Origin of the sequence: Streptomyces sp. NPDC006691 (assembly GCF_042869955.1) — a bacterium.
GTDB lineage: Bacteria > Actinomycetota > Actinomycetes > Streptomycetales > Streptomycetaceae > Streptomyces.
This window is the reverse complement of sequence record NZ_JBIAGW010000011.1, coordinates 57,027-79,491: the sequence shown is the minus strand read 5'-3', so window position 1 is coordinate 79,491 and position 22,465 is coordinate 57,027. Positions and strand designations below refer to the sequence as shown.

The window sequence follows — 22,465 nt, the reverse complement described above, 5'->3', positions numbered from 1 at the left end:
TTAGAGGGGGGTGACGTACGCCCCGGAGATGCCGCCGTCGACCAGGAAGTCGGTGGCGTTGATGAAGGAGGAGTCGTCGCTGGCGAGGAAGGCGACGGCGGCGGCGATCTCGTCGGCCTCGGCGAACCGGCCGGCCGGGATGTGCACCAGGCGGCGCGCGGCCCGCTCGGGGTCCTTGGCGAACAGCTCCTGGAGCAGCGGGGTGTTGACCGGCCCCGGGCACAGCGCGTTGACGCGGATGCCCTCGCGGGCGAACTGCACGCCGAGCTCACGCGACATCGCCAGCACGCCGCCCTTGGAGGCGGTGTAGGAGATCTGCGAGGTCGCGGCGCCCATGACGGCCACGAACGAGGCGGTGTTGATGATGGAGCCCCGGCCCTGGCGCTGCATGTAGGGCAGCGCGGCCTTGCAGCACAGGTAGACGGAGGTGAGGTTGACCTCCTGGACGCGGCGCCAGGCGTCGAGCCCGGTGGTGAGGATGGAGTCGTCGTCGGGCGGCGAGATGCCCGCGTTGTTGAACGCGATGTCGACGCTGCCGTAGGTGTCGAAGGCCGTCTTGAAGAGCGCTTCGACCTGCTCCTGGTCGGTGACGTCGACCTTCACGAAGGTGCCGCCGACGGCTTCGGCGGCGGCCTTGCCGGCCGTCTCGTCGATGTCGCCGCACACCACGTGGGCGCCCTCGGCGGCCAGCCGCCTGGCGGTGGCGAGGCCGATGCCGCTGCCGGCTCCGGTGATGACGGCGGTGCGGCCGACCAGGCGGCGGCAGATGATGTCGTCGGTCATGTGTGCTCAGGCCTCCGTGCTGATGAAGACGTTCTTGGTTTCGGTGAATGCGGTGAGGGCGTCGGGGCCCAGCTCGCGGCCGAGGCCGGACTGCTTGTAGCCGCCGAAGGGGGTCGAATACCGCACGCTGGAATGGGAGTTGACGGAGAGGTTGCCCGCCTCGACGGCCCGCGAGACGCGCAGCGCCCGGCCGATGTCCCGGGTCCAGATCGAGCCGGACAGTCCGTAGTCGGTGGCGTTGGCGAGCCGGACGGCGTCCGCCTCGTCCTCGAAGGGCAGGACGACGGCGACGGGGCCGAAGACCTCCTCGACGGCGGCGGGCGCGTCCGGGTCCAGGCCGGTCAGGACGGTCGGCGGGAACCAGAACCCGGGCCCCTCGGGGGCGCTGCCGCGCAGGCCGGGCGCGTCGTCGGCGACGTAACCCCGGACCCGGTCCAGCTGTACGCGGGAGATCAGCGGGCCCATCTGGGTCTTCTCGTCGGCCGGGTCGCCGACCACGATCTCCTCGATCGCGGGGCCGAGCAGCTCCATGAAGCGGTCGTACGCCGTGCGCTGGACCAGGATGCGGGTGCGGGCGCAGCAGTCCTGGCCGGAGTTGTCGAGGAAGGACATGGGGGTGGCGGCGGCCGCGGCCTCGATGTCGGCGTCCGCGAAGACGATGTTGGGACTCTTGCCGCCGAGTTCGAGGGTCACCCGCTTCACACGGTCGGCGCACTTGCCCATGATCTGCTTGCCGACCCGGGTCGACCCGGTGAAGACGATCTTCGCGACGCCGGGGTGCTCGACGAGTTCGTTCCCGGCGATCGCGCCCGCACCCGGCAGAACCTGGAACAGGCCCTCGGGAAGCCCTGCCTCCAGGGCGAGTTCGGCCAGCCGCAGCGCGGTGAGCGGGGTCGTCTCGGCGGGCTTGAGGATCACCGCGTTGCCGGCCGCGAGTGCGGGGGCGGTGGCCCAGGCGGCGATCGGCATCGGGAAGTTCCAGGGGGCGATGACGCCGATCACGCCGAGCGGTTCGAGCAGGGTGATGTCGAGGCCGCCCGCCACCGGAATCTGACGACCACTCAGGCGCTCCACTCCCCCGGCGGAGTAGTCCAGCAGATCACGGACGTTGCCCGCCTCCCAGCGGGCGTTGCCGATGGTGTGGCCGGCCTCCCGGACCTCCAACCGGGCCAGTTCCTCGATGTGTTCGTCGACCACGGCCGCGAAGCGGCGCAGCAGGCGGGCCCGGTCGGCGGGGGCCGCGGCGGCCCAGCCCTGCTGGGCGGCCCGGGCCCGTACGACCGCGGCGTCGACATCGGCGGAGGTCGCTCCGCGGACGGTCGCGATCACCTCCTCGGTGGCCGGGTTGAGCACCTGAAGCTCGTATGCGCTGGACAAGTCGTTCCTCACAGGCGTTCGAAGGAGCGGCGGAGCTCCCAGTCGGTCACCGCGGCGTCGAACGCGTCGAGCTCGACCCGCGCCATGTTGCGGTAGTGCGCGACGACCTCGTCCCCGAACGCGGCCTTGGCGATGGGGCTGTTCTCCCACAGTTCGGCGGCCTCGCGCAGGGTGGTCGGGACGTGCGCGTAGTCGCCGACGTAGGCGTTGGACGTGCAGGCCTCGGGCAGCTCCAGCTTGTTCTCGATGCCGTACAGGCCGGCCGCGACGAGTCCGGCGACGGCCAGGTGCGGGTTGACGTCGCCGCCCGGCAGCCGGTTCTCGAAGCGGGTGCCGGCGCCGTGGCCGACGACGCGCAGCGCGCAGGTGCGGTTGTCGTGGCCCCAGGCGACCGCGGTGGGCGCGAAGGAGCCCGGCTGGAAGCGCTTGTAGGAGTTGATGTTCGGCGCGTACAGGAGGGAGAAGTCGCGCAGCGCGGCGAGCTGTCCCGCCAGGAAGTGGCGCATCAGGGGCGACATGTGGTCGGGCCCGTCGCCCGCCATCACGTTGTGGCCGTCCTCGTCGGTGAGCGAGAGGTGGATGTGACAGGAGTTGCCCTCGCGCTGGTCGTACTTGGCCATGAAGGTGAGCGAGACGCCCTCCTGGGCCGCGATCTCCTTGGCGCCGGTCTTGTAGATGGCGTGCTGGTCGCAGGTGACCAGCGCCTCGTCGTAGCGGAAGACGATCTCGTGCTGGCCGGGATTGCACTCGCCCTTGGCGGACTCGACGGTCAGCCCGGCCGCCTGCATCTCGTTGCGGATGCGCCGCAGGAGCGGCTCGATGCGGCCGGTGCCGAGCACCGAGTAGTCGATGTTGTACTGGTTGGCCGGGGTGAGGCCCTTGTATCCGGCGTCCCAGGCCTGCTCGTAGCTGTCCTTGAACACGATGAATTCGAGTTCGGTGCCGACCTGGGCGGTGTAGCCGAGCTCGGCGAGCCGTTCCAGCTGGCGGCGCAGGATCTGGCGCGGGGCCGCGACCACCGGCGAGCCGTCGGCCCAGCCGAGGTCGGCGATGAGCATCGCGGTGCCGTCGTTCCACGGGACGCGGCGCAGGGTCGCCGGGTCCGCGCGCATCGCGAAGTCGCCGTAGCCGCGCTCCCAGGACGACATCGCGTAGCCGTCGACGGTGTTCATCTCGGTGTCGACGGCGAGCAGGTAGTTGCAGCCTTCGGTGCCGTGCGCCAGAACCTCGTCGAGGAAGAACCCGGCGGCGAAGCGCTTGCCCTGCAACCGCCCTTGCATATCGGGGAAGGCGAGGACGACAGTGTCGATCTCACCGCTCGCGACCAGAGCGCGCAGCTCCTCGATCGCGAGCGGGGGTGTGCGGTCTGCCACGGGAAGCTCCTCCTTGGGTCAGCCGAGAGCCATAAGGTATGGGGTAGGACCATTGATTGGGAAGGGGAATCCACGACGTGGCGAAGAAGATCGACTCGGCGGACCGCGCCGAGGGCCGGACCCTCGGCCGCACGGAGGGCCGGGCACCCGACACGCTCGTCCCCGTCCTGAGGACCGTACGGGCCGGGAACGGCTTCGAGGAAGCGCTGGAGCAGATCCTCCAGCTGCTGCGCCTGGGTCTGGTCCCCTCCGGTGAACGGCTGCCGTCCGAGCGGGAGTTGGCCGAACGGATGGGGATCAGCCGGGTCACCCTGCGCGAGGTGCTCAAGGTGCTCCAGGACCAGGGCCTGGTGGAGAGCAGACGCGGCCGCTACGGCGGCACCTTCGTGCTGCCCCGGGCCGCCGAGGGCGGCGAGGACGAACTGCGCCGGCGGGTCGCGTCGGTGGACGTCGAGGACATCCTGCGCTTCCGGGAGGTCCTGGAGGTCGGCGCGGCCGGGCTCTGCGCGGCGCACGGGCTGACCGGCGAGGGCGCCGAGCGGCTGCGCGCCGCGCTCACCGCGACCCACGACGCCCCCCTCACCGACTATCGCCGCCAGGACACCCTGCTCCACCTCACCCTGGCCGAACTCTCCGGATCGCCCACGCTCACCGCCCAGTACGCCGCGGTGCGGGCCACGGTGAACGACCTGCTCGACTGCATCCCGCTCCTGGTGCGCAACCTGGAGCACTCCCAGCACCAGCACAGCGCCCTGGTCGAGGCGGTCCTGGACGGCGACGCGGACGGCGCGCGCGAGGTGATGCGCGAGCACTGCGGGGGCACGGCGGCGCTGCTGCGCGGCTTCTTGACCTGAGCGGGCATGCCGACCCGAGCGGGCCCCCGACCCGAGCGGGCCGGGCCCGAGTGTCCAACGCCCCCCGTCCGGCCACCCGTTCACCGGCGCTTTCCGTAACCGCGGTTTTACGTCCACCCCTTGCGCATCACCCTGCCCTCCGGCAAAGGTATGCAGCCGAACCATTGACCTGATCTTCCCTTGACGATCATCTGGAGCGGCTCATGGCCGAGGGCACCGATCTGCGCACCCCACCGTCCGCCTCCGCCGAGGACGACTATCTGCACCGGCGCACCCTGCGGCGCGGCAGCGCCGGGTGGCTGCTGCTCACCGGGCTCGGCGTCGCCTATGTGGTCTCGGGCGACTTCTCCGGCTGGAACATCGGCCTGTCCAAGGGGGGCTTCGGAGGCCTCGCCGCCGCCACCGTCCTGATGGGCGTCATGTACGCCTGTCTGGTGTTCTCGCTGGCCGAGCTGTCGGCCATCCTGCCCACCGCGGGCGGCGGTTACGGCTTCGCCCGCCGGGCGCTCGGCACCTGGGGCGGCTTCCTGACCGGCACCGCGATCCTCATCGAGTACATCCTGGCGCCCGCCGCGATCTCGCTCTTCATCGGCGACTACGTCGAATCGCTCGGCCTGTTCGGCCTGACCTCGGGCTGGCCCGTCTACCTCGCCTGCTTCGCCATCTTCATCGGCATCCATCTGTGGGGCGTGGGCGAGGCGCTGCGCTTCAGCCTCGTGGTGACCGCGATCGCCGTGGCCGCCCTGCTGGTCTTCGCCGTCGGCGCCTTCACCGATTTCGACGCCTCCCGCCTCAACGACATCCCGGTGGACGCCTCCGCGCTCGGCTCCACCTCCTGGCTGCCGTTCGGGGTGCTCGGCATCTGGGCCGCGTTCCCGTTCGGCATGTGGTTCTTCCTCGGCGTCGAGGGGGTGCCGCTGGCGGCCGAGGAGGCCAAGGACCCGGTGCGGTCCATGCCGCGCGCGCTCGCCATCTCCCTGTCGGTCCTCGTGCTGCTCGCCGTCGTGACCTTCTTCGCCGCGACCGGGGCGCACGGCTCGGCCGCCCTCAAGGACGCGGGCAACCCGCTGGTCGTGGCACTCCAGGGCGACGGCGGCCCGACCGCCCTGAGCCGCTTCGTCAACTACGCGGGCCTGGCCGGCCTGGTGGCCTCCTTCTTCTCGCTGATCTTCGCGGGCTCGCGCCAGCTCTTCGCCCTGTCCCGGGCCGGCTATCTGCCCCGCTTCCTGTCCCTGACCAGCCGCCGCAAGTCGCCCTACCTCGGCCTGCTGATCCCCGGCGCGCTCGGCTTCGCGCTCGCCGCCTGGAGCGGCAACGGCGGCCGGATGCTGAACGTCGCGGTGTTCGGCGCCACCATCTCCTACGCCCTGATGGCCCTCTCGCACGTGGTCCTGCGCCGCCGCGAGCCGGGCCTTGAGCGGCCCTACCGCACCCCCGGCGGGATCCTGACGTCCTCCGTCGCCCTCGTACTCGCGCTCTTCGCCCTGGTCGCCACCTTCCTGGTGGACAAGGACGCGGCGTTCATCGCGCTCGGCGTCTACGCGATCGCGCTGGCCTACTTCGCCTTCTACAGTCGCCACCGTCTGGTCGCCCACGCGCCCGAGGAGGAGTTCGCCGCCCTGGCCGCCGCCGAGGCCGAGCTCACCCGGGACTGAACCCCTACGAACGGAGACCTCCGCCGTGTCCAAGCCGCTCATCGGCATCAGTACGTATCTGGAGCCCGCCCGGTGGGGCGTGTGGGACCTGCCCGCCGCCCTGCTGCCCGCCGGATACCCCCGGCTCGTCCGGGCGTCCGGGGGCCTGGCCGCGATGCTGCCGCCGGACGACACCCCGGCGGCCGCCGCCGAGGTAGTGGCGCGCCTGGACGGCCTGGTCATCGCGGGCGGGGCGGACGTGGAGCCGGTCAGGTACGGGGCCGAGCCGTCACCGCTGACCGGTCCCCCGGCCCGCGAGCGGGACGCCTGGGAGCTGGCGTTGATCGACGCGGCCCTGGCCTCGGGCACTCCCCTGCTCGGCGTCTGCCGGGGTCTCCAGCTCCTCAACGTGGCCCTCGGCGGCACGCTGGTCCAGCACCTGGACGGGCACACCGGCGGCCGGGGCGTCTTCGGCGAGCACACCGTGAAGCCGGTGCCGGGCACCCGCTACGCCTCGCTCGTCCCCGAGGCGGCGGACGTGCCGACCTACCACCACCAGTGCGTGGACCGCCTCGCCCCGGGCCTGGTGGCCTCGGCCTACGCGGAGGACGGCACCGTCGAGGCAGCCGAACTGCCCGGCGCCGCCTGGGTCCTGGGCGTCCAGTGGCACCCCGAGATGGGGCGGGACACCCGGGTCACCGAGGGCCTGGTGCGGGCCGCTTCCCCGCGCTGAAACCCCGCATCGCCCCGGTGACGGCGGCCCGGGACCAGGCGTGGTCCCGGGCCGTACGACACGCCCGGGAACCCGCGCCCCCGCGAGGGGGTGACGATTCGGCGATCATCCGGGTATCTTCCTCTCGCCGCCCCTCACCGGGCGGATTCCCCGAGACTCCTCGCCTTCACCTGGCCGCTCGTTCCTCTTCGCGCTCTCGTTCCTTCCCTGGCCATTTCACGGACACATCCTGACCATGTGTTCCTCCGTGTCCCCGCTCGCCCCGCCCACAGGCGGGGAAGCTCCGCCACGCCCCGAAGGACCGAAGGCCCCGTGCCCGCACCCGTCATCCTGTCGGGCCGTTCCGTACGGCTCGAACCGCTCAGCCCCTCCCACGCCCCGGCCCTGGCCGCCGCCGCAGCGGCCGACCGGACCTCGTACGCCTTCACGCCGGTGCCCCACGGCCTGGACGCGGCGTACGCCTACGTCCACAGCGCGCTGGCCGACCAGGAGGCCGGCCGCAGCCTGGCGTTCGCGACCGTACGGGCCGCGGACGGCCTGGTCGTGGGCTCCACCCGGTTCTGCGAACTCGACTACTGGGACGGGCCCGTCGTGTGGCCGCCCGCGCCGCGCGGCCCGCTGACCGGCGCCGCGGACGCGGTCCCGGACGCGGCCGAGATCGGCGCCACCTGGCTCTCCGCACACGCCCAGGGCACCGGCATCAACACCGAGGCCAAGCTCCTGATGTTCCAGCACGCCTTCGACACCTGGCGGGTGCGCCGGATCTCGCTGCGCGCCGACGCGCGCAACGCCCGCTCGCGGGCCGCGATCGAACGGCTCGGTGCGGTCTGCGAGGGCGTGCGCCGGGTGCACACCCGGGGCCTGGACGGTCTGGTGCGCGGGACGGCGTTCTACTCGGTCCTCGACGAGGAGTGGCCGACGGTCCGCCGCACCATCGAGCAGCGCCTGATCCACACCCGCGCGAACGCCAACGGCTGCCGCCTGGTATCCGCCTGACGGTGCGTCAGGCACGAACCGGCGAGCCCGTCAGGCCGGCCGGGCCAGCGAGAGCAGATCGCGCGCGGGCCCGGCGGGCAGCGGCCCCCGGCGCCACACGGCACGCAGATCACGCCGCAGCCGTACGCCCTCGACCGGGATCCGCACCAGCCGGCGGGCGGCCAGCTCTTCGCCCAGCGCGAGCTCGCTGAGCACGGTCGGCCCGGCTCCGCTGACGACGGCGGCCTTCACCGCGGTGGTGGAGGCGAGTTCGATGAGGGGCTCGGCGAGGCCGCCGTGCGCGGCGAGGGCCGCGTCCAGGACCTGACGGGTGCCCGAGCCGTGCTCGCGCGAGATGAGCGGGGTCGCGGCCAGCTCCGCGGGCAGCAGCGGCCCCCGCCGGCGGGCCCAGGGGTGGCCGGGGGCCGTGACCACGACGAGCCGGTCGTGGCCGATGACCGCCGAGTCCAGGCCCACGGGCACACCGAGCCCCTCGACGAAGCCGAGGTCGGCCTCGTCGGCGAGCAGCCGCTCCGCGACCACCGCCGAGTTCCCGGCGCTGAGCGAGACGGCGGTGCCGGGGCGTTCCGCGCGCAGCGCGATCAGCCAGCCCGGCAGCAGGTACTCCGCGATCGTCATGCTCGCGGCGACCCGCAGCCGTGAGTCCCGGCGGCCGCGCAGCGCCTGCGCGCCCGCGTCGAACGCCTCGGCCGCCTCCACGACCCGCCGCGCCCAGTCCGTCACCAGGACGCCCTCGGCGGTGAGCCTTGAGCCGCGCGGGGAGCGGTCGACGAGGGCGACGCCGAGGAGGCGTTCCATCGAGCGGACCCGGCTGCTCGCGGCGGGCTGGGTGATGCCGAGGTCACGGGCCGCCCGCCCGAGGCTGCCGTGCCGGGCGACCGCGAGCAGCAGCTCCATCGCCCCGAGGTCGGGGATCCGGTGGGTGAGGGGGGCGGTGTCCTCGGAGGCGTTGCTGCTCATAAACCCAGCTTATGGGCTCATAGCTCCAGCGGGCGTGGCGGGGCCGGACCGGCGGGCAGAAGCTGGACGCATGGCCACCATCGCGCAGTCGCGCCCCCGCACCCGACCCGCCGTCGCCGCCCGGCGCCGCCCCGCCCTTCGTCACCTCGGTCCGAACTGGTACGCCGCGGTGATGGGCACCGCGATCATCGCGAACGCGGGCGCGGGGCTGCCGTTCCACATCCCGGGCCTCCCGGTGGTCTGGGCGCTCTCGCTGGCCATGCTCGTCGTCCTGCTCGTGGCCCGCGCCGGGCACTGGCTGCACCACCGCGACCAGGCCCGCGCCCATCTTCTGGACCCCACCGTCGCGCCCTTCTACGGCTGTCTGTCGATGGCGTTGCTGGCCGTCGGCATCGGCACCCTGTCCGTCGGCGCCGGCGTGATCGGCGAGGCCGCGGCCGTACCGCTGGCGTGGGTCCTGTACGGCGTCGGCACCCTGATCGGCCTGGTCGCCGCGGTGGCGGTGCCGTATCTGATGGTCGCGCGGCACGACGTGGCGCCCGGCAGCGCCTCCCCCGTGTGGCTGCTGCCCGTGGTCGCCCCCATGGTCTCGGCGACCCTGGGCCCGCTGCTCGTGCCCCATCTGCCCGCCGGCCAGGCCCGCGAGGCCATGCTGCTCGGCTCGTACGCGATGTTCGGCATGAGCCTGCTCGCCACTCTGGTGATCCTGCCCGTGGTGTTCTCGCGCCTGATCCACCGGGGCGCGCTGCCTCTGTTCCTCACCCCCACCCTGTTCCTGGTGCTCGGCCCCCTGGGCCAGTCCACCACCGCCGTGAACAAGCTGGCCGATGTGGCGGGCGGCTCCATCGACGCCACCTACGCGCACGGCATGGCCGCCTTCGCGGTCCTGTACGGGGTGCCCGTGATGGGCTTCGCCCTGATGTGGCTGGCGCTCGCGGTGGCCATGGCGGTCCGGGCGGCCCGGCACGGCATGGGCTTCGCGATGACCTGGTGGGCCTTCACCTTCCCCGTGGGCACCTGTGTCACCGGCGCCGAGGGCCTCGCCCGGCACACCGGACTGCACGCCTTCGACTGGCTGGCGGTCGCCCTGTACGCGCTGCTGGTGACGGCCTGGCTGGTGGCCGGGTTCCACACCGTACGGGGGCTGGCCGACGGCAGGCTGCTCGCGGCGCCCGTGAAGAAGTAGCCGCGCCGACGCGGCCGCCCCGGCCGGACGGCCCGCTCAGGTCCCGACCCGGAGCGCCGCGCCGAGTACGAGCGGCGCTTCGGCCAACGACGGGCCGTACCAAGTGAGTTGACGCCCGTCGACAAGGGCGGCGGGCAGCGCGGGAAAGGCCTCGGGGCCGTCGTCGGGAGTGAAGCGGTACGGCTCGTCGGGCAGCACGACGAGGTCGGCGCCCGCCGCGTTCAGCTCGTCGATGCCGATGCGCGGGTAGCGCTCGGCATGGTCGGCGTAGACGTTGTGCACGCCGAGCCGGGCGAGCAGATCTCCCGCGAAGGTGTCGCGGCCGAGGACCATCCACGGCCGCCGCCAGATGGGCACGACCGCGCGCCGGTCCGGGCCCGGGCGTACCGCGTCCCATGCCCGCTCGGCCTCGTCCAGCCACTCGGGGCGGGCGAGCCCGCAGCCCTCCACCAGGACGCGCTCCAGTTCGGTGAAGGCCTCCGGGAGCGTGCGCACCTCGGTGACCAGGACGTCGAGCCCGGCCGCGGTGAGGGCGGCCAGATCGGCGGGGCGGTTCTCCTCCTCGTTGGCGACGACCAGATCCGGGGCGAGCGCGACGACGCGCTCCACGTCCGGGTTCTTGGTGCCGCCGACCCGTACCGCGTCGAGCCCGGCGGGATGGCTGCACCAGTCGGTGACGCCGGCCAGGAGGCCGGGGCCGCTGACCGCGATGGCCTCCGTCAACGAGGGGACGAGGGAGACCACCCGCATCAGTGGCGGGTCTCCTCGATGGCCTCGATGTGATCGGCGACCGCCACGACCAGGATGCGGGTGCCCGGCAGCGCCGCCCGCCAGCGGTGGCGCACCCCGCCGGACAGGCACAGCGTGTCGCCGCGCTCCAGGCGGTAGGCGCGGCCCTCGGCCTCGACCTCGGCGGCGCCGTCGGCCACGTACATCAACTCGTCGTTGCGGTGCTGGAATTCACGTCCGGTGTCCTGCTCGCCGGTGAACTCCATGGCGTGCAGCTGGTGGTGTCCGCGCAGCAGTTCACGTACACCGTGCCCGCCGACCTCACCCTCGGGTTCGGCCCGTACGACGTCGACGGTACGGGTGCAGTCGGCGGCGTCGTACAGCTCGGCGACCGTCGTGTTCAGGGCGCCCGCGACGCGCTGGAGGGAGCGGGCGCTGGGGCGGGCGCGTTCGTTCTCGACCTGGCTGAGGAAGGGCACCGAGAGCCCGCTGCGCTCGGCGACCACCGCGAGGGTGAGGCCGAGGCTGCGCCGCAGGCGCCGGACCGCCACTCCCACCCGAAGAGTTTCCTTGTCGTCCATCTCCCGGGCTCCCTCCCCGTTCACTCGGTCCGCGTACGCACCGGCTGCGTGCAGGTCACCCTACGCAGCTTCGCGGCCCGAGGGGACCGTCCCGCCAAGATCGCGGAGGCCTGCGCCCCGGATCAGGCCGGATCACGACGTTCCGCAGCCGCGGCCGGAGGACCGGCCGCGGCTGCGGAAGGGGGAGGTGGGAGGGGGTTTCCCAGGTGGTGGCTAGGAGCCGACCGGGGTCCACTTGTCGGCCAGGCCCGGGTTCTCCTTCAGCCAGGCGCGCACCGCGTCCTGCTCCTTGCCCTTGCCGGTGGACTGGATCTTCGCCTCAAGACTGGTGAGCTGCTTCTCGTCCATCTTGAAGTTCTTCAGCCACGTGCCGACCTCGGCGTTGTCGGAGGCGAAGCCCTTGCGGGCCAGGGTGTGCACCCCGTCGCCCTTGCCCCAGACGCCCTTGGGGTCCTTGAGCTTCTTCAGGTCGTAGGTGTTGTACGCCCAGTGCGGCGACCAGAGCGGAACCACGATGGGCTCCTTCTTGGCGTACGCGCGCTTCAGCTCGGCGAGCATGCCGGGCGTGGAACCGTCGACGACCTTGTACTCGCCGTCGAGGCCGTACTCCTTGAGGATCTTGTCCTTCAGGATGCCCGTCTCACCGGCGCTCGGCTCGATGCCGACGATGCGGTTCTGGAACTCGGAGCCCTTGCCCTTGAGGTCGTCCAGGGAGTTGACGTCCTTGACGTAGGATGGCACGGAGAGCTCCAGGGACGTGGGGCCGTACCAGGAGCCCATGTCCTCCAGCTTGTCCTTGTACTTCGCCCAGTACTGGGCGTGCGTGGTGGGCAGCCAGGAGTCCGTCTCGAAGTCGATCTGACCGCCGGCCATGCCGGTGTAGAGCGCGCCGGCCTCGTACTGGCGGGCGTCCACGGTGAAGCCGCGGCGCTCCAGGAGTTCCTTCCACAGGAAGGTGGAGGCGACGCCCTCGTCCCACGGGATGTAGCCGAGCGAGATCTTCTTGCCCTTGCCCACGTCCTTGGCGCCGGTGACGGCGTCCGAGCCGGAGGAGCCGAACAGGTTCATGCTGCCCGCGACGACGGCGAGGACGACCACGCCGACGATCGCGACGACGGGCTGCGGACGGTAGTTCCAGATCTTGAGACCGCCGGTGGCGGCCTTCGCCTTGGCGAGCGCACGCCGGCCGAGCGGCGAGACCTGGCGGCTGAGCGCACCGGTCATCCGGTCCAGGTACATGGCCAGGACGACGATGGAGATGCCGGCCTCGAAGCCGAGGCCGATGTCGACGTTGCCGATGGCGCGGTAGACGGCACCGCCGAGGCCGCCGCCGCCCGCCATGCCGGCGATGACGACCATCGACAGGCTGAGCATGATCACCTGGTTGATGCCCGCCATGATGGTGGGCAGCGCGAGCGGCAGCTGGACCCGCATCAGCGTGTTGCGCGGGGTGGTGCCGAACGCCTCGGCCGCCTCGACGAGCTCGCCGTCGACCTGGCGGATGCCGAGTTCCGTCATGCGCACGCCCGGGGGCAGCGAGAAGACGATGGTGGCGATGATGCCGGGCACGACACCGACGCCGAAGAAGATGATGCCGGGGATCAGGTAGACCATCGCCGGCATGGTCTGCATGAAGTCGAGGACCGGCCGCAGGACGGCGCTGACCGTCTTGGAGCGGGCGGCCCAGATGCCGAGCGGAAGGGCGACGACGAGCGTCACGATCGCGGCGACGAGCACCAGCGACAGCGTCGACATGGTGTCGTCCCACAGCTGGATCGAGTCGATCAGCGCGAACCCGACGAAGGCCAGGACGCCCGCGGACAGACCGCGCAGCCACCAGGCGATCACGGCGAGGATGCCCGCGAAGAGCAACGGCTGCGGTGCGTCGAGCACCGTGTTGATGCCGTCGTACATGCCGTTGACGAGGTGGGTGATGGCGTCGAACAGCCAGGAGAGGTGGCTCTGGAGGAAGTTGACGGCGCTGTCGACCCAGCCGCCGAGGTTCAGCCTAGGCATGCGTCGCCACCTCCTTCATCGAGCATGCGACCGGGCCCTGCTTGTCGTCCCCCAGGAAGGCGATGAGCCGCTCCTGCGGCACGACGCCGAGCACGGCGCCGTCGGTGTCCTTGACGGTGACCGCGTGCGGGACGCGGGCGGCGACCGTGCACACGTCCGCGACGCAGGTGTCGGGCAGCACGGTCTCGCAGGCGCACTCGCCCACGTCCGGGCGGTCCGGCGTGGTCATCACGGACAGCGCGGTGAGCACCCGGGAGCGGTCGACGTCCTGGATGAACGAGGCCACGTAGTCGTTGGCCGGTGTGAGCAGGATGTCCTCGGCGGTGCCGAGCTGGACTATGCGCCCGTCGCGCATGACGGCGATGTTGTCGCCGAGCCGCATGGCCTCGTTGAGGTCGTGCGTGATGAAGACGATCGTCTTCTTGAGGCGCTTCTGCAGTTCGAGGAGCTGGTCCTGCATGTCGCGCCGGATCAGCGGGTCGAGCGCGCTGAAGGACTCGTCCATGAGGAGCAGGTCGGCGTCGGTGGCCAGGGCGCGGGCCAGGCCCACACGCTGCTGCATGCCGCCGGACAGCTCGTCGGGCCAGGAGTCGCCCCAGCCGGCCAGGCCGGTGAGCTCCAGGGCCTCGGCGGCACGTTTCTCGCGCTCGGCGCGGGGTACGCCCTGGACTTCAAGGCCGTACGCCGCGTTCTCCAGGACGCTGCGGTGCGGGAACAACGCGAAGTGCTGGAAGACCATGCTGATCTTGCTGGAGCGGACCGTACGCAGCTCACGGGCGGGCAGGCTCGTCAGGTCCTGGCCATCGAACAGGACACGGCCCGAGGTGGGCTCCAGGAGCCCGTTGAGCATGCGCAGCAGGGTCGACTTTCCGGAGCCGGAGAGACCCATGACAACGAAGATCTGACCGGGTTCCACCGTGAACGAGGCGTCGATCACCGCCGCGGTCGTCCCGTCCGCCCGCAGCTCGTCGCGGTCGCCGCCGCCTTCGAGCGTGCGGACGGCTTCCTCGGGTCGTCTGCCGAACACCTTGTAGAGCTGCTCGGCTTGCAGCCTGGACACATACACCTCACGGGTTGAACCGAAAACGGCCCGCATCCCCCGCGGGCGGGCCGTGGAGCGGCGCGGATTCGGTCCGCAGCCCGAGAAATGGTTGAAAACCATACTTGGGTCCGCTCCGGCGACGCGCCTGCCCGGTCCGACCGGAAGCAAACGCAACAGTGATCCAGTTCACTTGTTCACGAGCGGGGTGCTCGCGGGCAGGGCGGAGCGAGCGGTACCTGCGAGCGTCGGCGCGGGCGGCCCCGGCCTGCGCGGGTGGCCCCGGGCGCCCACCGCAGAGCGGCGCGAGCGGTGGGACCGGGTGGCAGGGCCGGGAGGCGGGTGGCGCACGGGTGACTGTCAGTGGGGTGCGGCATCATCGGGGTGTGACGCGACGCCTGATGCTCCTCGACACCTCGTCCCTCTTCTACCGCGCCTATTTCGGGGTCCCGGACACCGTCAGGGCGCCGGACGGCACACCGGTCAACGCCGTGCGCGGTCTGCTCGACTTCATCTCCCGCCTGGTCCACGACCACCGCCCGGACGATCTGGTGGCGTGCATGGACGCGGACTGGCGGCCGCAGTGGCGGGTCGACCTGATCCCCTCCTACAAGGCGCACCGGGTGGCCGAGGAGACTCCGGCCGGTCAGCCCGACGAGGAGGAAACCCCGGACACGCTGGCCCCCCAGATTCCGGTGATCGACGACATGCTGGACGCGCTGGGCATCGCCCGCGTCGGCGTCGCCGGCTACGAGGCGGACGACGTGATCGGCACCCTGTCGGGCCTCGCACCCGGACCGGTGGACATCGTCACGGGCGACCGCGACCTGTTCCAGCTGGTCGACGACGAGCGGGGGGTGCGGGTGCTCTACCCGCGCAAGGGCGTGGGCGACTGCGACCTGGTGGACGACGAGCTGATCCGTACGAAGTACGGGGTGCGGCCCGATCAGTACGCGGACTTCGCGGCACTGCGCGGCGACACCAGCGACGGGCTGCCCGGCGTCAAGGGCATCGGCGAGAAGACGGCGGCCCAGCTGATCACCGAGTACGGGGATCTGGCGGGCGTCCGCGCCGCCGCCGCCGACCGCTTCTCCAAGCTGACCCCGGCCAAGCGGCGGGGAATCCTGGAGGCGGCCGACTATCTGGACGTCGCGCCCAAGGTGGTACGGGTCGCGATGGACGTGCCACTGCCGAAGTTCGTCCCGACGCTGCCCACCGAGCCGCTCGATCCGGCCACCCTCGAAGAGCTGGTGGCCCAGTGGGGTCTGGCCGGAGCGACGGGCCGGCTGCTCACCACGTTGCGCGCCTGAGAGGACCGGCCCGGGACGCGGAAGCCGTGCGGAGACGCGCCCCTCCTCGTCCGGACCCCACCCGGTCCCCACCCGGTCCCCACCTGACCCTCTCGGGCTCCACCCGGATTTCTCCCGGACTCCACCCGGTTCCGCCCGGGCTTTCCGCCACCGAAGGTGTTAACTTAGGTAATCCTAACTAATGGTGGATCAGGGGAGCGCACAGTGGCAGAACGCCCGTCTCGCAAGGCACCGAAGATCAACGAGGCGCGAGTGGTGCGCACCGAGCGCATCACGCCGCACATGGTGCGCGTCGTTCTCGGCGGTGAGTCGCTGGCCGGCTTCGGCGTCGGCGAGTACACCGACCACTACATCAAGCTGCTGTTCCCGGCGCAGGGCGTGAGCTACCCGGAGCCCTTCGACATGGAGCGGATCCGCGCCGAGTTCCCGCGCGCCGAGTGGCCCAGCACCCGCGCCTACACGGTGCGCGACTGGGACGCCGAACTGGGCGAGCTGACGGTCGACTTCGTGGTGCACGGCGACGAGGGCCTCGCGGGCCCGTGGGCCCTGCGGGTGCAGCCCGGCGAGACGGTCCGCTTCCTCGGCCCCGGCGGCGGTTACGCCCCGGACCCGGCGGCCGACTGGCATCTGCTCGCCGGCGACGAGAGCGCGCTGCCCGCGATCGCGGCGGCCCTGGAGCGGATGCCGGCGGGTGCGCTGGTGCACGCCTTCGTCGAGGTGGCCGGCCCCGAGGAGGAGCAGAAGCTCAGCACCCCGGACGGCGTCACGGTGACCTGGCTGCACCGGGGCGAGGGCGCGGTGGGCTCCCAACTGGTCGGCGCGGTCAAGGACTTGGAGTTCCCGGCGGGCGATGTGCACGCCTTCGTGCACGGCGAGGCGGGCTTCGTGAAGGAGCTGCGCGCACTGCTCCGGGTCGAGCGCGAGGTACCGCGTGAGCGCCTGTCGATCTCGGGCTACTGGCGCCTGGGCCAGGACGACGACGCCTGGCGCGCGGTGAAGCGCGAGTGGAACGAGCAGGTGGAGCGCGAGCAGGAGGCGCCGGCCGCCTGATCCGCTCCCCCACTCACGAAACCCCCCGGCGTCTGCCCCGCCGGGGGGTTTCCTCGTTCAGCACCGGAGTTCCGCCGTTCGGCGAGGGCCCGGGCCGCCAGGGCCCCGACCGGCCTCGCCCACGAGGGGGTCGGCCCGGGTTGGCCCTACACGGACTTCTGGTACGAGCGGAACGTACGGGTCGACAGCCACACCGCGACGATCGCCAGGCCGAACAGGGCGCCGCCCCGGCCGAGCACGAGGGACCAGTCCGGGTCGGCCGCCATGGCCGAACGGCCCGCAACCATGCCCCAGTTGAGCGGGTTGAAGTCGGCGATGTGCCGCATCCAGGAGGGCATCTGGGACGGCGCCATGAAGGCGGAGGACAGGAAGGTCAGCGGCAGCAGCAGGAAGGTGTTGATGCCGATGATCGACTCGCGCTGGCGCACCAGCATGCCCAGCGCGTTGGAGAAGGCGCCGAAGACCGTGCCGAGCAGGATCGCGGCGACGGCCAGGAGGACCAGACCGCCGAAGCCACCCGGGTAATGGGCGCCGCCGAGCTTGCCGAGCAGCAGGATGATCACGGTCTGGACGGTGATGCTGATGCCGTTCTGCACGACGTTGGCGTTCATCAGGGCGCCCCGGCTGACGGGCGTGGTGAGGAAGCGGTTGAGCGTGCCGCGCTCGATCTCCTCCAGGGTTCCCATGCCGGCCCACATGCTGGAGCCGAGCGCGCTCATCAGGACGATGCCGGGCACGAGGTAGTCCAGATAGGACGTGGTGCCGAAACCGCCGAGCTGGACGACCTTCTTGAAGAGGTTGCCGAACAGGAACAGCCAGATCACCGGCTGCACCAGGGTGATCAGGAGATAGGCGGGCTGCCGGAAGATCGCCGTCAGCTGACGCTGTGTCATGTACCAGGTCTGGGCGAGGGCGTTGGAGCGCAGCGGCGCGGGCGCGGCGGCGGTGCTGGTCATCGGGTGCCTCCGGCGGTGGCGAGGGCGGGGGCTTCGGCGGCTGCCTCGGCCTCGGAGTATCGGCGTCCGGCATAGCGCAGGTAGACGTCGTCGAGGGAGGGGCGGGCCACGGTCGCGGCGGCGACGGAGGCTCCGGCCCGCTCCAGGGCGCCGAGCAGCACGGGCACGGCGGCCGCGCCGTCGTCGGCGCGCGCGCTGACCCGGCGGCCGTCCAGCAGCACCTCGTGCACACCGGGCAGTCCGGTGAGGGCCTCGCGCAGCAAGGAGCGTTCAGCGACGGCTTCGCGGAGCTCCACGTGGACGGCGTCACCGCGGAGTTCGCCCTTCAGCTCGTCGGGGGTGCCTTCGACGACGACCCGGCCGCGGTCCACGATCGCGATCCGCTCGGCAAGCCGGTCGGCCTCTTCGAGGTAGTGCGTGGTGAGCACGATGGTGAGCCCCTCGTCCCCGGCGAGCCGCGCGATCTCGTCCCACATCGCGGTGCGGGCCTCGGGGTCGAGTCCGGTGGTCGGCTCGTCGAGGAAGAGCACCTCGGGCCGGTGCACCAGGCCGAGCGCCACGTCGAGGCGGCGCTGCATGCCGCCCGAGTATCCCTTCACGACGCGCTTGCCCGCGTCCGCGAGGTCGAAGCGTTCGAGCAGCTCGTCCACGCGGCGCTTGAGAGCCGCGCCGGTCAGCCCGTAGAGGCGCCCCTGGAGCTGGAGGTTCTCGCGGCCGGTGGCCACGGGGTCGGCGCCGGACTTCTGCGCCACGACACCGATCGCGCGGCGGACCCGGTCGGGATGGCGCAGCACGTCGTGCCCGGCGACGGCCGCGGTCCCGCTGTCGGGGCGCGCGAGGGTGGTGAGGATCTTGACGGTGGTGGACTTGCCAGCACCGTTGGGGCCGAGCAGTCCGAAGACCGTGCCGGCCTCCACGGTGATGCCCATGCCGTTGAGGGCGGTGACCTCTCCGGGATACGTCTTGATCAGGTTGTGCGCCTCGACTGCGGGCGCCCGGGTACTCATGACGGAGCTCTCCTGGGGTGAGCGGGGATGGTCGATGTGACGGACCGATCCGCGTGAGGAGCGCCGGGCTATCCTTGGCGTGCCGCACCTTCGATCGCCTGGCCTGCCGCGCGCGGGTCGGGTCCGGGGTCGCGACCCCGGCGGGGGCTGCTGCAACAGCCCGTGCCGGGGTTCTCCATGTACTGCGTACTCGTACTGCGTATCGCGGGTCCTGCGCACTGCCGGTCCTTCGTACCGCCAGTCCTGCGCACAGCGGTTCCCGCGTGTCCCCCGCGTGGCGTGCACGCCGTGCGCGTCCGGAGGCCATCTGCCTCCCGCTCTCCGGCGTGCTACCCGCGGGAGTGGTCCTCGCCCTCCAAGTGCTTCCATTCCTCGGGCACTTCACCCGTGGCGTGCCAACTGCGCCATCCGTCGATGCCGCTGAGGGTGCCGTCCGCGATCTCCTTGAGGAGGCCGCGCACCCACTCCGCCTCGGCGTCGATCATGTGGAGCTGGTACTCGGTCTCCATGAGGAAGAACCGGGGCAGCGTCTCGCACAGCTTCCGCAGCGCTCCCCGCAGCCCGGCGGCCCGCACCTCCAGCGTATTGACGCGCTGCGCGAGCAGCGCGGTGACCTCGTCGGGCGGCAGCACGCCGACGAGGGAGAGGGCCGTCTCGAAGACCGGGAACTCGTGCACCGGCACCGAGACGATGTCCGCCATCCAGTCCAGCATCTCCTCGCGGCCCGTCGGGGTGAGGGCGTAGAGGGTGCGCTCGGGGCGGTTGCCCTGTCGCTGGACGTCGGCGACCTCCACGAAGCCGTGCTTCTCCAGGTTCTGGACGACGGTGTAGAGCGAGCCGTAATTGATCTTGATGCTGTACTCCTTGCCGCGCCGGCGCAGAGTCTGGGCGATCTCGTACGGATGCATCGAGGGGCGCTCGGCGAGCAGGACCAGGACGGCCAGCGCCAAAGGGTTGCGGAGCTTGCGCCGCCCTGCTGCCATCGCCGTCACCTCACACCCCTCGTTCACGAATACTCGTAGCCGAACATATCGCGACTATCGCGAGTCGGTCAACCACGATGTATCGCGAATACGAGGGTGCCTCGCCCGGCCCGGCCGACGCGGACCAACCTTGCCGCTGCCGTGCCATCTCCTCCCGGCTGCCCTTGCACCCCTGGTGGGCGACCGTCCGCGATTCCAGCCTCGGGCGCGCGGAGCCGAACGGCGAGCCGGCCGCACTCCACGGGACCGCGGGCAACACGGCCGTGGCGGAGGGGATCCAGCGCCAGGACGTGCCCGGCGCCAACGAGTCGGCGCGGAAGAACGCCCTCGATCCGACCGGCCACGGGGAGTGGAGCACGCCCACTCCGAACGGGCGCACAAGGAGATGAGCGACCGGCTCGCCGCCAACGGGCAACCCCCGCCAGGGAGTTGCCCGTTGGCGGCGCCCTCACTCCTTCGACGGGAGACCTCAGCGCGCGCTCCGGCCCCCGTCGCCGCCGCGGTCAGTACGCGCGGACCCGCTCCGACGCCCTTTCCGGTATGGCTCTCGTGCCGTCCGCGGGACGAGCGTCCTCGGGCGCTCCGGGGCGGACCGGCCACCACAGGGCGCGCCCCAGGAGAGCCGCGAGGGCGGGGACCAGGACGAGGGAGAGGACGAGCGCGGACAGCAGGATGCCGAGGGCCATCGCGAAGGCCATCTGTTCGTTGCCCGGAGAGGTGGCCAGGGTGGCGAAGGACCCGGCGAGGACCAGCCCTGCCGAGGCGATGGCCGGAGTCGTGTGCCGCACCGCGCGGGCGACGGCGGCACGGGCCGGTCCCGGCCGCCGCATCTCCTCGCGGATGCGGTCGGTGATCAGGATGTTGTAGTCGGTGCCGAGCGCCACCACGAAGAGGAACAGCACCAGCGGGAGCGTGAAGTTGACGCCCGGCTCGCCGAGCCCGTGCTGGAAGAGCAGGGTGGCCGCGCCGAGGGTGGCCGCGAAACCGAGCCCGACGGAGAGCATCAGGACGACCGGCGCGAGCAGACTGCGCAGGAGCAGCAGGAGGATCAGGGCGATCAGCGCGGCGGCGACCGGAAACACCACCTTCAGGTCGTGGTCGACGGCCGTAGCGATGTCGGCGAAGATCGCGGCCGTCCCGCCCACGTGGGCCGTCGTCCCGTCGGGCGTGTGCCGGGCGACCACGTCCCGCACCGGCCCCGACGCCAGATCACGGGCCTGCGGGCTCTGCGGGTCGGCGGTCGGGTACAGGTCGATGCGGGCGGCGCGGCGGTCCTGGTTCAGGACGGTCGGGGCCACCTTGCCCACGCCCTTGACCCGGGTGAGCGCCTGCGCGAGGCCGTCGAGCCTGCCGGTGGTGAGGGGATCGCCGTCCTTGGTCGTGACGAAGACACTCGTCGGGTCGGACACACCGGCGGGCAGCGCCCGTGAGATCTCGGTGGCGGTGGCCGCGGCGGCGGTCCCGTTGTCGGGGTCTCCCTGGCCGTAGTCCATGCGCATGCCGGTCAGTCCGGCGGCCAGCGCGGCGAGCAGGGCGAGCGAGGCGGCCAGCATCATGACGGGCCGGCGTGCCACCAACACCCCGAGCCGTGCGGCCCGGCCCTCGCGCGGCTCGCGGCGCAGTGCCTTCTTCGAGGGCCAGAACATCTTGCGTCCGGCGGCCGCGAGCAGCGCCGGCATGAGCGTGAGGCTGCCGAGCAGCATCACCAGCACCGCGGCGGCGATGGCGGGGCCCAGCGAGCGGAACTGTCCGAAGGTGGCGAGCCCCAGGGTGGCGAACGCGGCGACGATCGTCAGCGCGGCCGAGGTGATGGCGCTGCCCACCCGGGCGCAGACCTGGCCCGCGGCCTCACGGGCCAACTGGTCCGGCCGCTCCCGCAGTTGTTCGCGGTAGCGGAACAGCAGGAACAGCAGGTAGTCGACGCCGATGCCGAGCAGGACCACGTTGAGCAACGCCGGAGTGCTCGCGTCGAGCTTGAGCCCGGTGAGCATCGCGGCCCCGGCGACCGCTCCCGCCGCCACGAAACCGATCAGGGCGACGGCGAGCAGCGGCAGCAGAGCCGCGAGCACGCTGCGGAACACCAGCACGTTGAGCAGGACGATCAGCGCGGTGACGAGCGCGCCGCCGATCTTCGTGGCCAGTTCGTGGGCATCGGCCGTGTCGACCGTGCGGGCGAGGGATCCGGTGAATCCGGTACGCATCCCGGCCTCGGCGAACCGCTCCCGTGCGTCGTCGCGGAACGACCGGTAGACGTCCTGCACCCCCGGATCCGACGGATTGCCGGTCAGCTCGACACCGAGCAGCTCGAAACTGCGGTCGGGCGCGGTCATCGCGGGGGTGACCCGGGGCGTCTGGGAGCGGTCCGGGACCAGGAACGACGGAGTGTCGTCCTTGCGCGGCATGGCGACCCGGCGCTCGCTCAGCCTCGCCGCCTCGCCCTTGATCCGCTCACGGTCGCCGGTACCGAGCGGCTGCCCGTCCGACCGGGCGACCAGGACCGTGACGGTGGTGGCGTCGGGGTTGACCCCGAACCGCTCCTCGGCGATGTGCAGTGCCGCGGCCGAGTCGTAGTCGCGGGGCAGGAAGTCGCCGGCCTGGTTCTGCGTGACGCGGGCGAAGAGGGTCGGCGTCAGGGCACTCAGGGCGATGCCCAGGACCGCCCACAGGGCGATCACCTTCCAGGGATGTCGGGTGGAGAATCCGGTCAGGGCGCGGATCACGAGGTCCTCCGGCAGACGGTCTTGCGTACGGACGTCCGGGGGTTCCCGGCATGCTCCAAGCCCATCAGTGCGCACCCCCCATCAGCGTCCTGGCCAGGGATGATCCCGCCCCGGGCCCTGACTCCCACCCGTTTCCCGCACCAGGACCCAGGTCCTGGTCCCCCCTCCCCCCACGGTC

General features: G+C 71.9%; 19 protein-coding genes. 7 read left to right on the top strand and 12 right to left on the bottom strand.

All coding sequences use genetic code 11. The features are described from left to right. Genes ACFYNP_RS23560 through ACFYNP_RS23550 form a run of 3 tightly spaced genes read right to left on the bottom strand, consistent with a single transcriptional unit; the run spans window position 1 to window position 3,533 of the window. Window positions 1-783, bottom strand: a complete 783-nt coding sequence (locus ACFYNP_RS23560; RefSeq protein WP_388411413.1) for a 3-oxoacyl-ACP reductase — start codon at window positions 781-783, stop codon at window positions 1-3. Between the two features lie 6 nt (window positions 784-789). After that, window positions 790-2,160 (bottom strand): aldehyde dehydrogenase family protein, encoded by a 1,371-nt coding sequence (locus ACFYNP_RS23555; RefSeq protein WP_388787864.1) that lies wholly within the window; start codon window positions 2,158-2,160, stop codon window positions 790-792. A gap of 8 nt (window positions 2,161-2,168) precedes the next feature. Continuing rightward, complete coding sequence (locus ACFYNP_RS23550; protein WP_388787861.1) at window positions 2,169-3,533, bottom strand: glutamine synthetase family protein; 1,365 nt, start codon at window positions 3,531-3,533, stop codon at window positions 2,169-2,171. A gap of 89 nt (window positions 3,534-3,622) precedes the next feature. On the opposite strand from ACFYNP_RS23550, the gene ACFYNP_RS23545 reads away from it, so the two are divergent. The 4 genes from ACFYNP_RS23545 (at window position 3,623) to ACFYNP_RS23530 (ending at window position 7,750) form a co-directional block, all read left to right on the top strand. Beyond that, on the top strand, window positions 3,623-4,387 hold the full coding sequence (locus tag ACFYNP_RS23545) for a FadR/GntR family transcriptional regulator (RefSeq protein WP_388788062.1): 765 nt from the start codon (window positions 3,623-3,625) through the stop codon (window positions 4,385-4,387). A gap of 203 nt (window positions 4,388-4,590) precedes the next feature. Beyond that, a complete protein-coding gene (gene eat, locus ACFYNP_RS23540) occupies window positions 4,591-6,042 on the top strand; it encodes an ethanolamine permease (RefSeq protein WP_388787859.1) in 1,452 nt (483 codons plus the stop codon). A gap of 25 nt (window positions 6,043-6,067) precedes the next feature. Beyond that, on the top strand, window positions 6,068-6,754 hold the full coding sequence (locus ACFYNP_RS23535) for a gamma-glutamyl-gamma-aminobutyrate hydrolase family protein (protein ID WP_388787856.1): 687 nt from the start codon (window positions 6,068-6,070) through the stop codon (window positions 6,752-6,754). Window positions 6,755-7,066: 312 nt separating this feature from the next. Further along, window positions 7,067-7,750 carry a GNAT family N-acetyltransferase gene (locus tag ACFYNP_RS23530; RefSeq protein WP_388411401.1) on the top strand — a complete coding sequence of 228 codons (684 nt, stop codon included), beginning with the start codon at window positions 7,067-7,069 and terminating at the stop codon, window positions 7,748-7,750. 30 nt (window positions 7,751-7,780) lie between these two features. On the opposite strand, the gene ACFYNP_RS23525 is transcribed toward ACFYNP_RS23530, so the two are convergent. Continuing rightward, complete coding sequence (locus ACFYNP_RS23525; RefSeq protein ID WP_388787854.1) at window positions 7,781-8,710, bottom strand: LysR family transcriptional regulator; 930 nt, start codon at window positions 8,708-8,710, stop codon at window positions 7,781-7,783. Between the two features lie 70 nt (window positions 8,711-8,780). Between ACFYNP_RS23525 and ACFYNP_RS23520 the strand changes: the two genes are divergently transcribed. After that, a complete protein-coding gene (locus tag ACFYNP_RS23520) occupies window positions 8,781-9,896 on the top strand; it encodes a TDT family transporter (RefSeq protein ID WP_388787851.1) in 1,116 nt (371 codons plus the stop codon). Window positions 9,897-9,932: 36 nt separating this feature from the next. On the opposite strand, the gene ACFYNP_RS23515 is transcribed toward ACFYNP_RS23520, so the two are convergent. The 4 genes from ACFYNP_RS23515 to ACFYNP_RS23500 form a co-directional block, all read right to left on the bottom strand. Further along, a complete protein-coding gene (locus tag ACFYNP_RS23515) occupies window positions 9,933-10,646 on the bottom strand; it encodes a helical backbone metal receptor (RefSeq protein ID WP_388787848.1) in 714 nt (237 codons plus the stop codon). Then, entirely contained in the window at window positions 10,646-11,206 is a 561-nt protein-coding gene (locus ACFYNP_RS23510; RefSeq protein WP_388411390.1) for a helix-turn-helix domain-containing protein, read from the bottom strand. Before ACFYNP_RS23510 ends, ACFYNP_RS23515 begins: the two co-directional genes overlap by 1 nt. A gap of 213 nt (window positions 11,207-11,419) precedes the next feature. Beyond that, on the bottom strand, window positions 11,420-13,222 hold the full coding sequence (locus tag ACFYNP_RS23505) for an ABC transporter permease/substrate binding protein (RefSeq protein ID WP_388411387.1): 1,803 nt from the start codon (window positions 13,220-13,222) through the stop codon (window positions 11,420-11,422). Then, window positions 13,215-14,318 (bottom strand): glycine betaine/L-proline ABC transporter ATP-binding protein, encoded by a 1,104-nt coding sequence (locus ACFYNP_RS23500; protein ID WP_388411797.1) that lies wholly within the window; start codon window positions 14,316-14,318, stop codon window positions 13,215-13,217. The genes ACFYNP_RS23505 and ACFYNP_RS23500 overlap by 8 nt, the downstream gene beginning before the upstream one ends. Window positions 14,319-14,662: 344 nt before the next feature. On the opposite strand from ACFYNP_RS23500, the gene ACFYNP_RS23495 reads away from it, so the two are divergent. Together ACFYNP_RS23495 and ACFYNP_RS23490 are read left to right on the top strand one after the other, a co-directional pair. Beyond that, window positions 14,663-15,571 (top strand): 5'-3' exonuclease H3TH domain-containing protein, encoded by a 909-nt coding sequence (locus ACFYNP_RS23495; protein ID WP_388411795.1) that lies wholly within the window; start codon window positions 14,663-14,665, stop codon window positions 15,569-15,571. Window positions 15,572-15,775: 204 nt separating this feature from the next. Further along, entirely contained in the window at window positions 15,776-16,621 is an 846-nt protein-coding gene (locus tag ACFYNP_RS23490) for a siderophore-interacting protein (protein WP_388787845.1), read from the top strand. 146 nt (window positions 16,622-16,767) lie between these two features. Here the strand turns inward: ACFYNP_RS23490 and ACFYNP_RS23485 are convergent, their stop codons facing one another. From ACFYNP_RS23485 to ACFYNP_RS23470, 4 genes are all read right to left on the bottom strand, one after another. Beyond that, window positions 16,768-17,577, bottom strand: a complete 810-nt coding sequence (locus ACFYNP_RS23485; RefSeq protein ID WP_388787842.1) for an ABC transporter permease — start codon at window positions 17,575-17,577, stop codon at window positions 16,768-16,770. Beyond that, on the bottom strand, window positions 17,574-18,584 hold the full coding sequence (locus ACFYNP_RS23480) for an ATP-binding cassette domain-containing protein (RefSeq protein WP_388787839.1): 1,011 nt from the start codon (window positions 18,582-18,584) through the stop codon (window positions 17,574-17,576). The genes ACFYNP_RS23485 and ACFYNP_RS23480 overlap by 4 nt, the downstream gene beginning before the upstream one ends. Window positions 18,585-18,913: 329 nt before the next feature. Next, window positions 18,914-19,567, bottom strand: a complete 654-nt coding sequence (locus ACFYNP_RS23475) for a PadR family transcriptional regulator (protein ID WP_388787836.1) — start codon at window positions 19,565-19,567, stop codon at window positions 18,914-18,916. A gap of 503 nt (window positions 19,568-20,070) precedes the next feature. After that, window positions 20,071-22,287, bottom strand: a complete 2,217-nt coding sequence (locus ACFYNP_RS23470) for an MMPL family transporter (RefSeq protein WP_388787833.1) — start codon at window positions 22,285-22,287, stop codon at window positions 20,071-20,073. Between the last annotated feature and the right edge of the window lie 178 nt (window positions 22,288-22,465).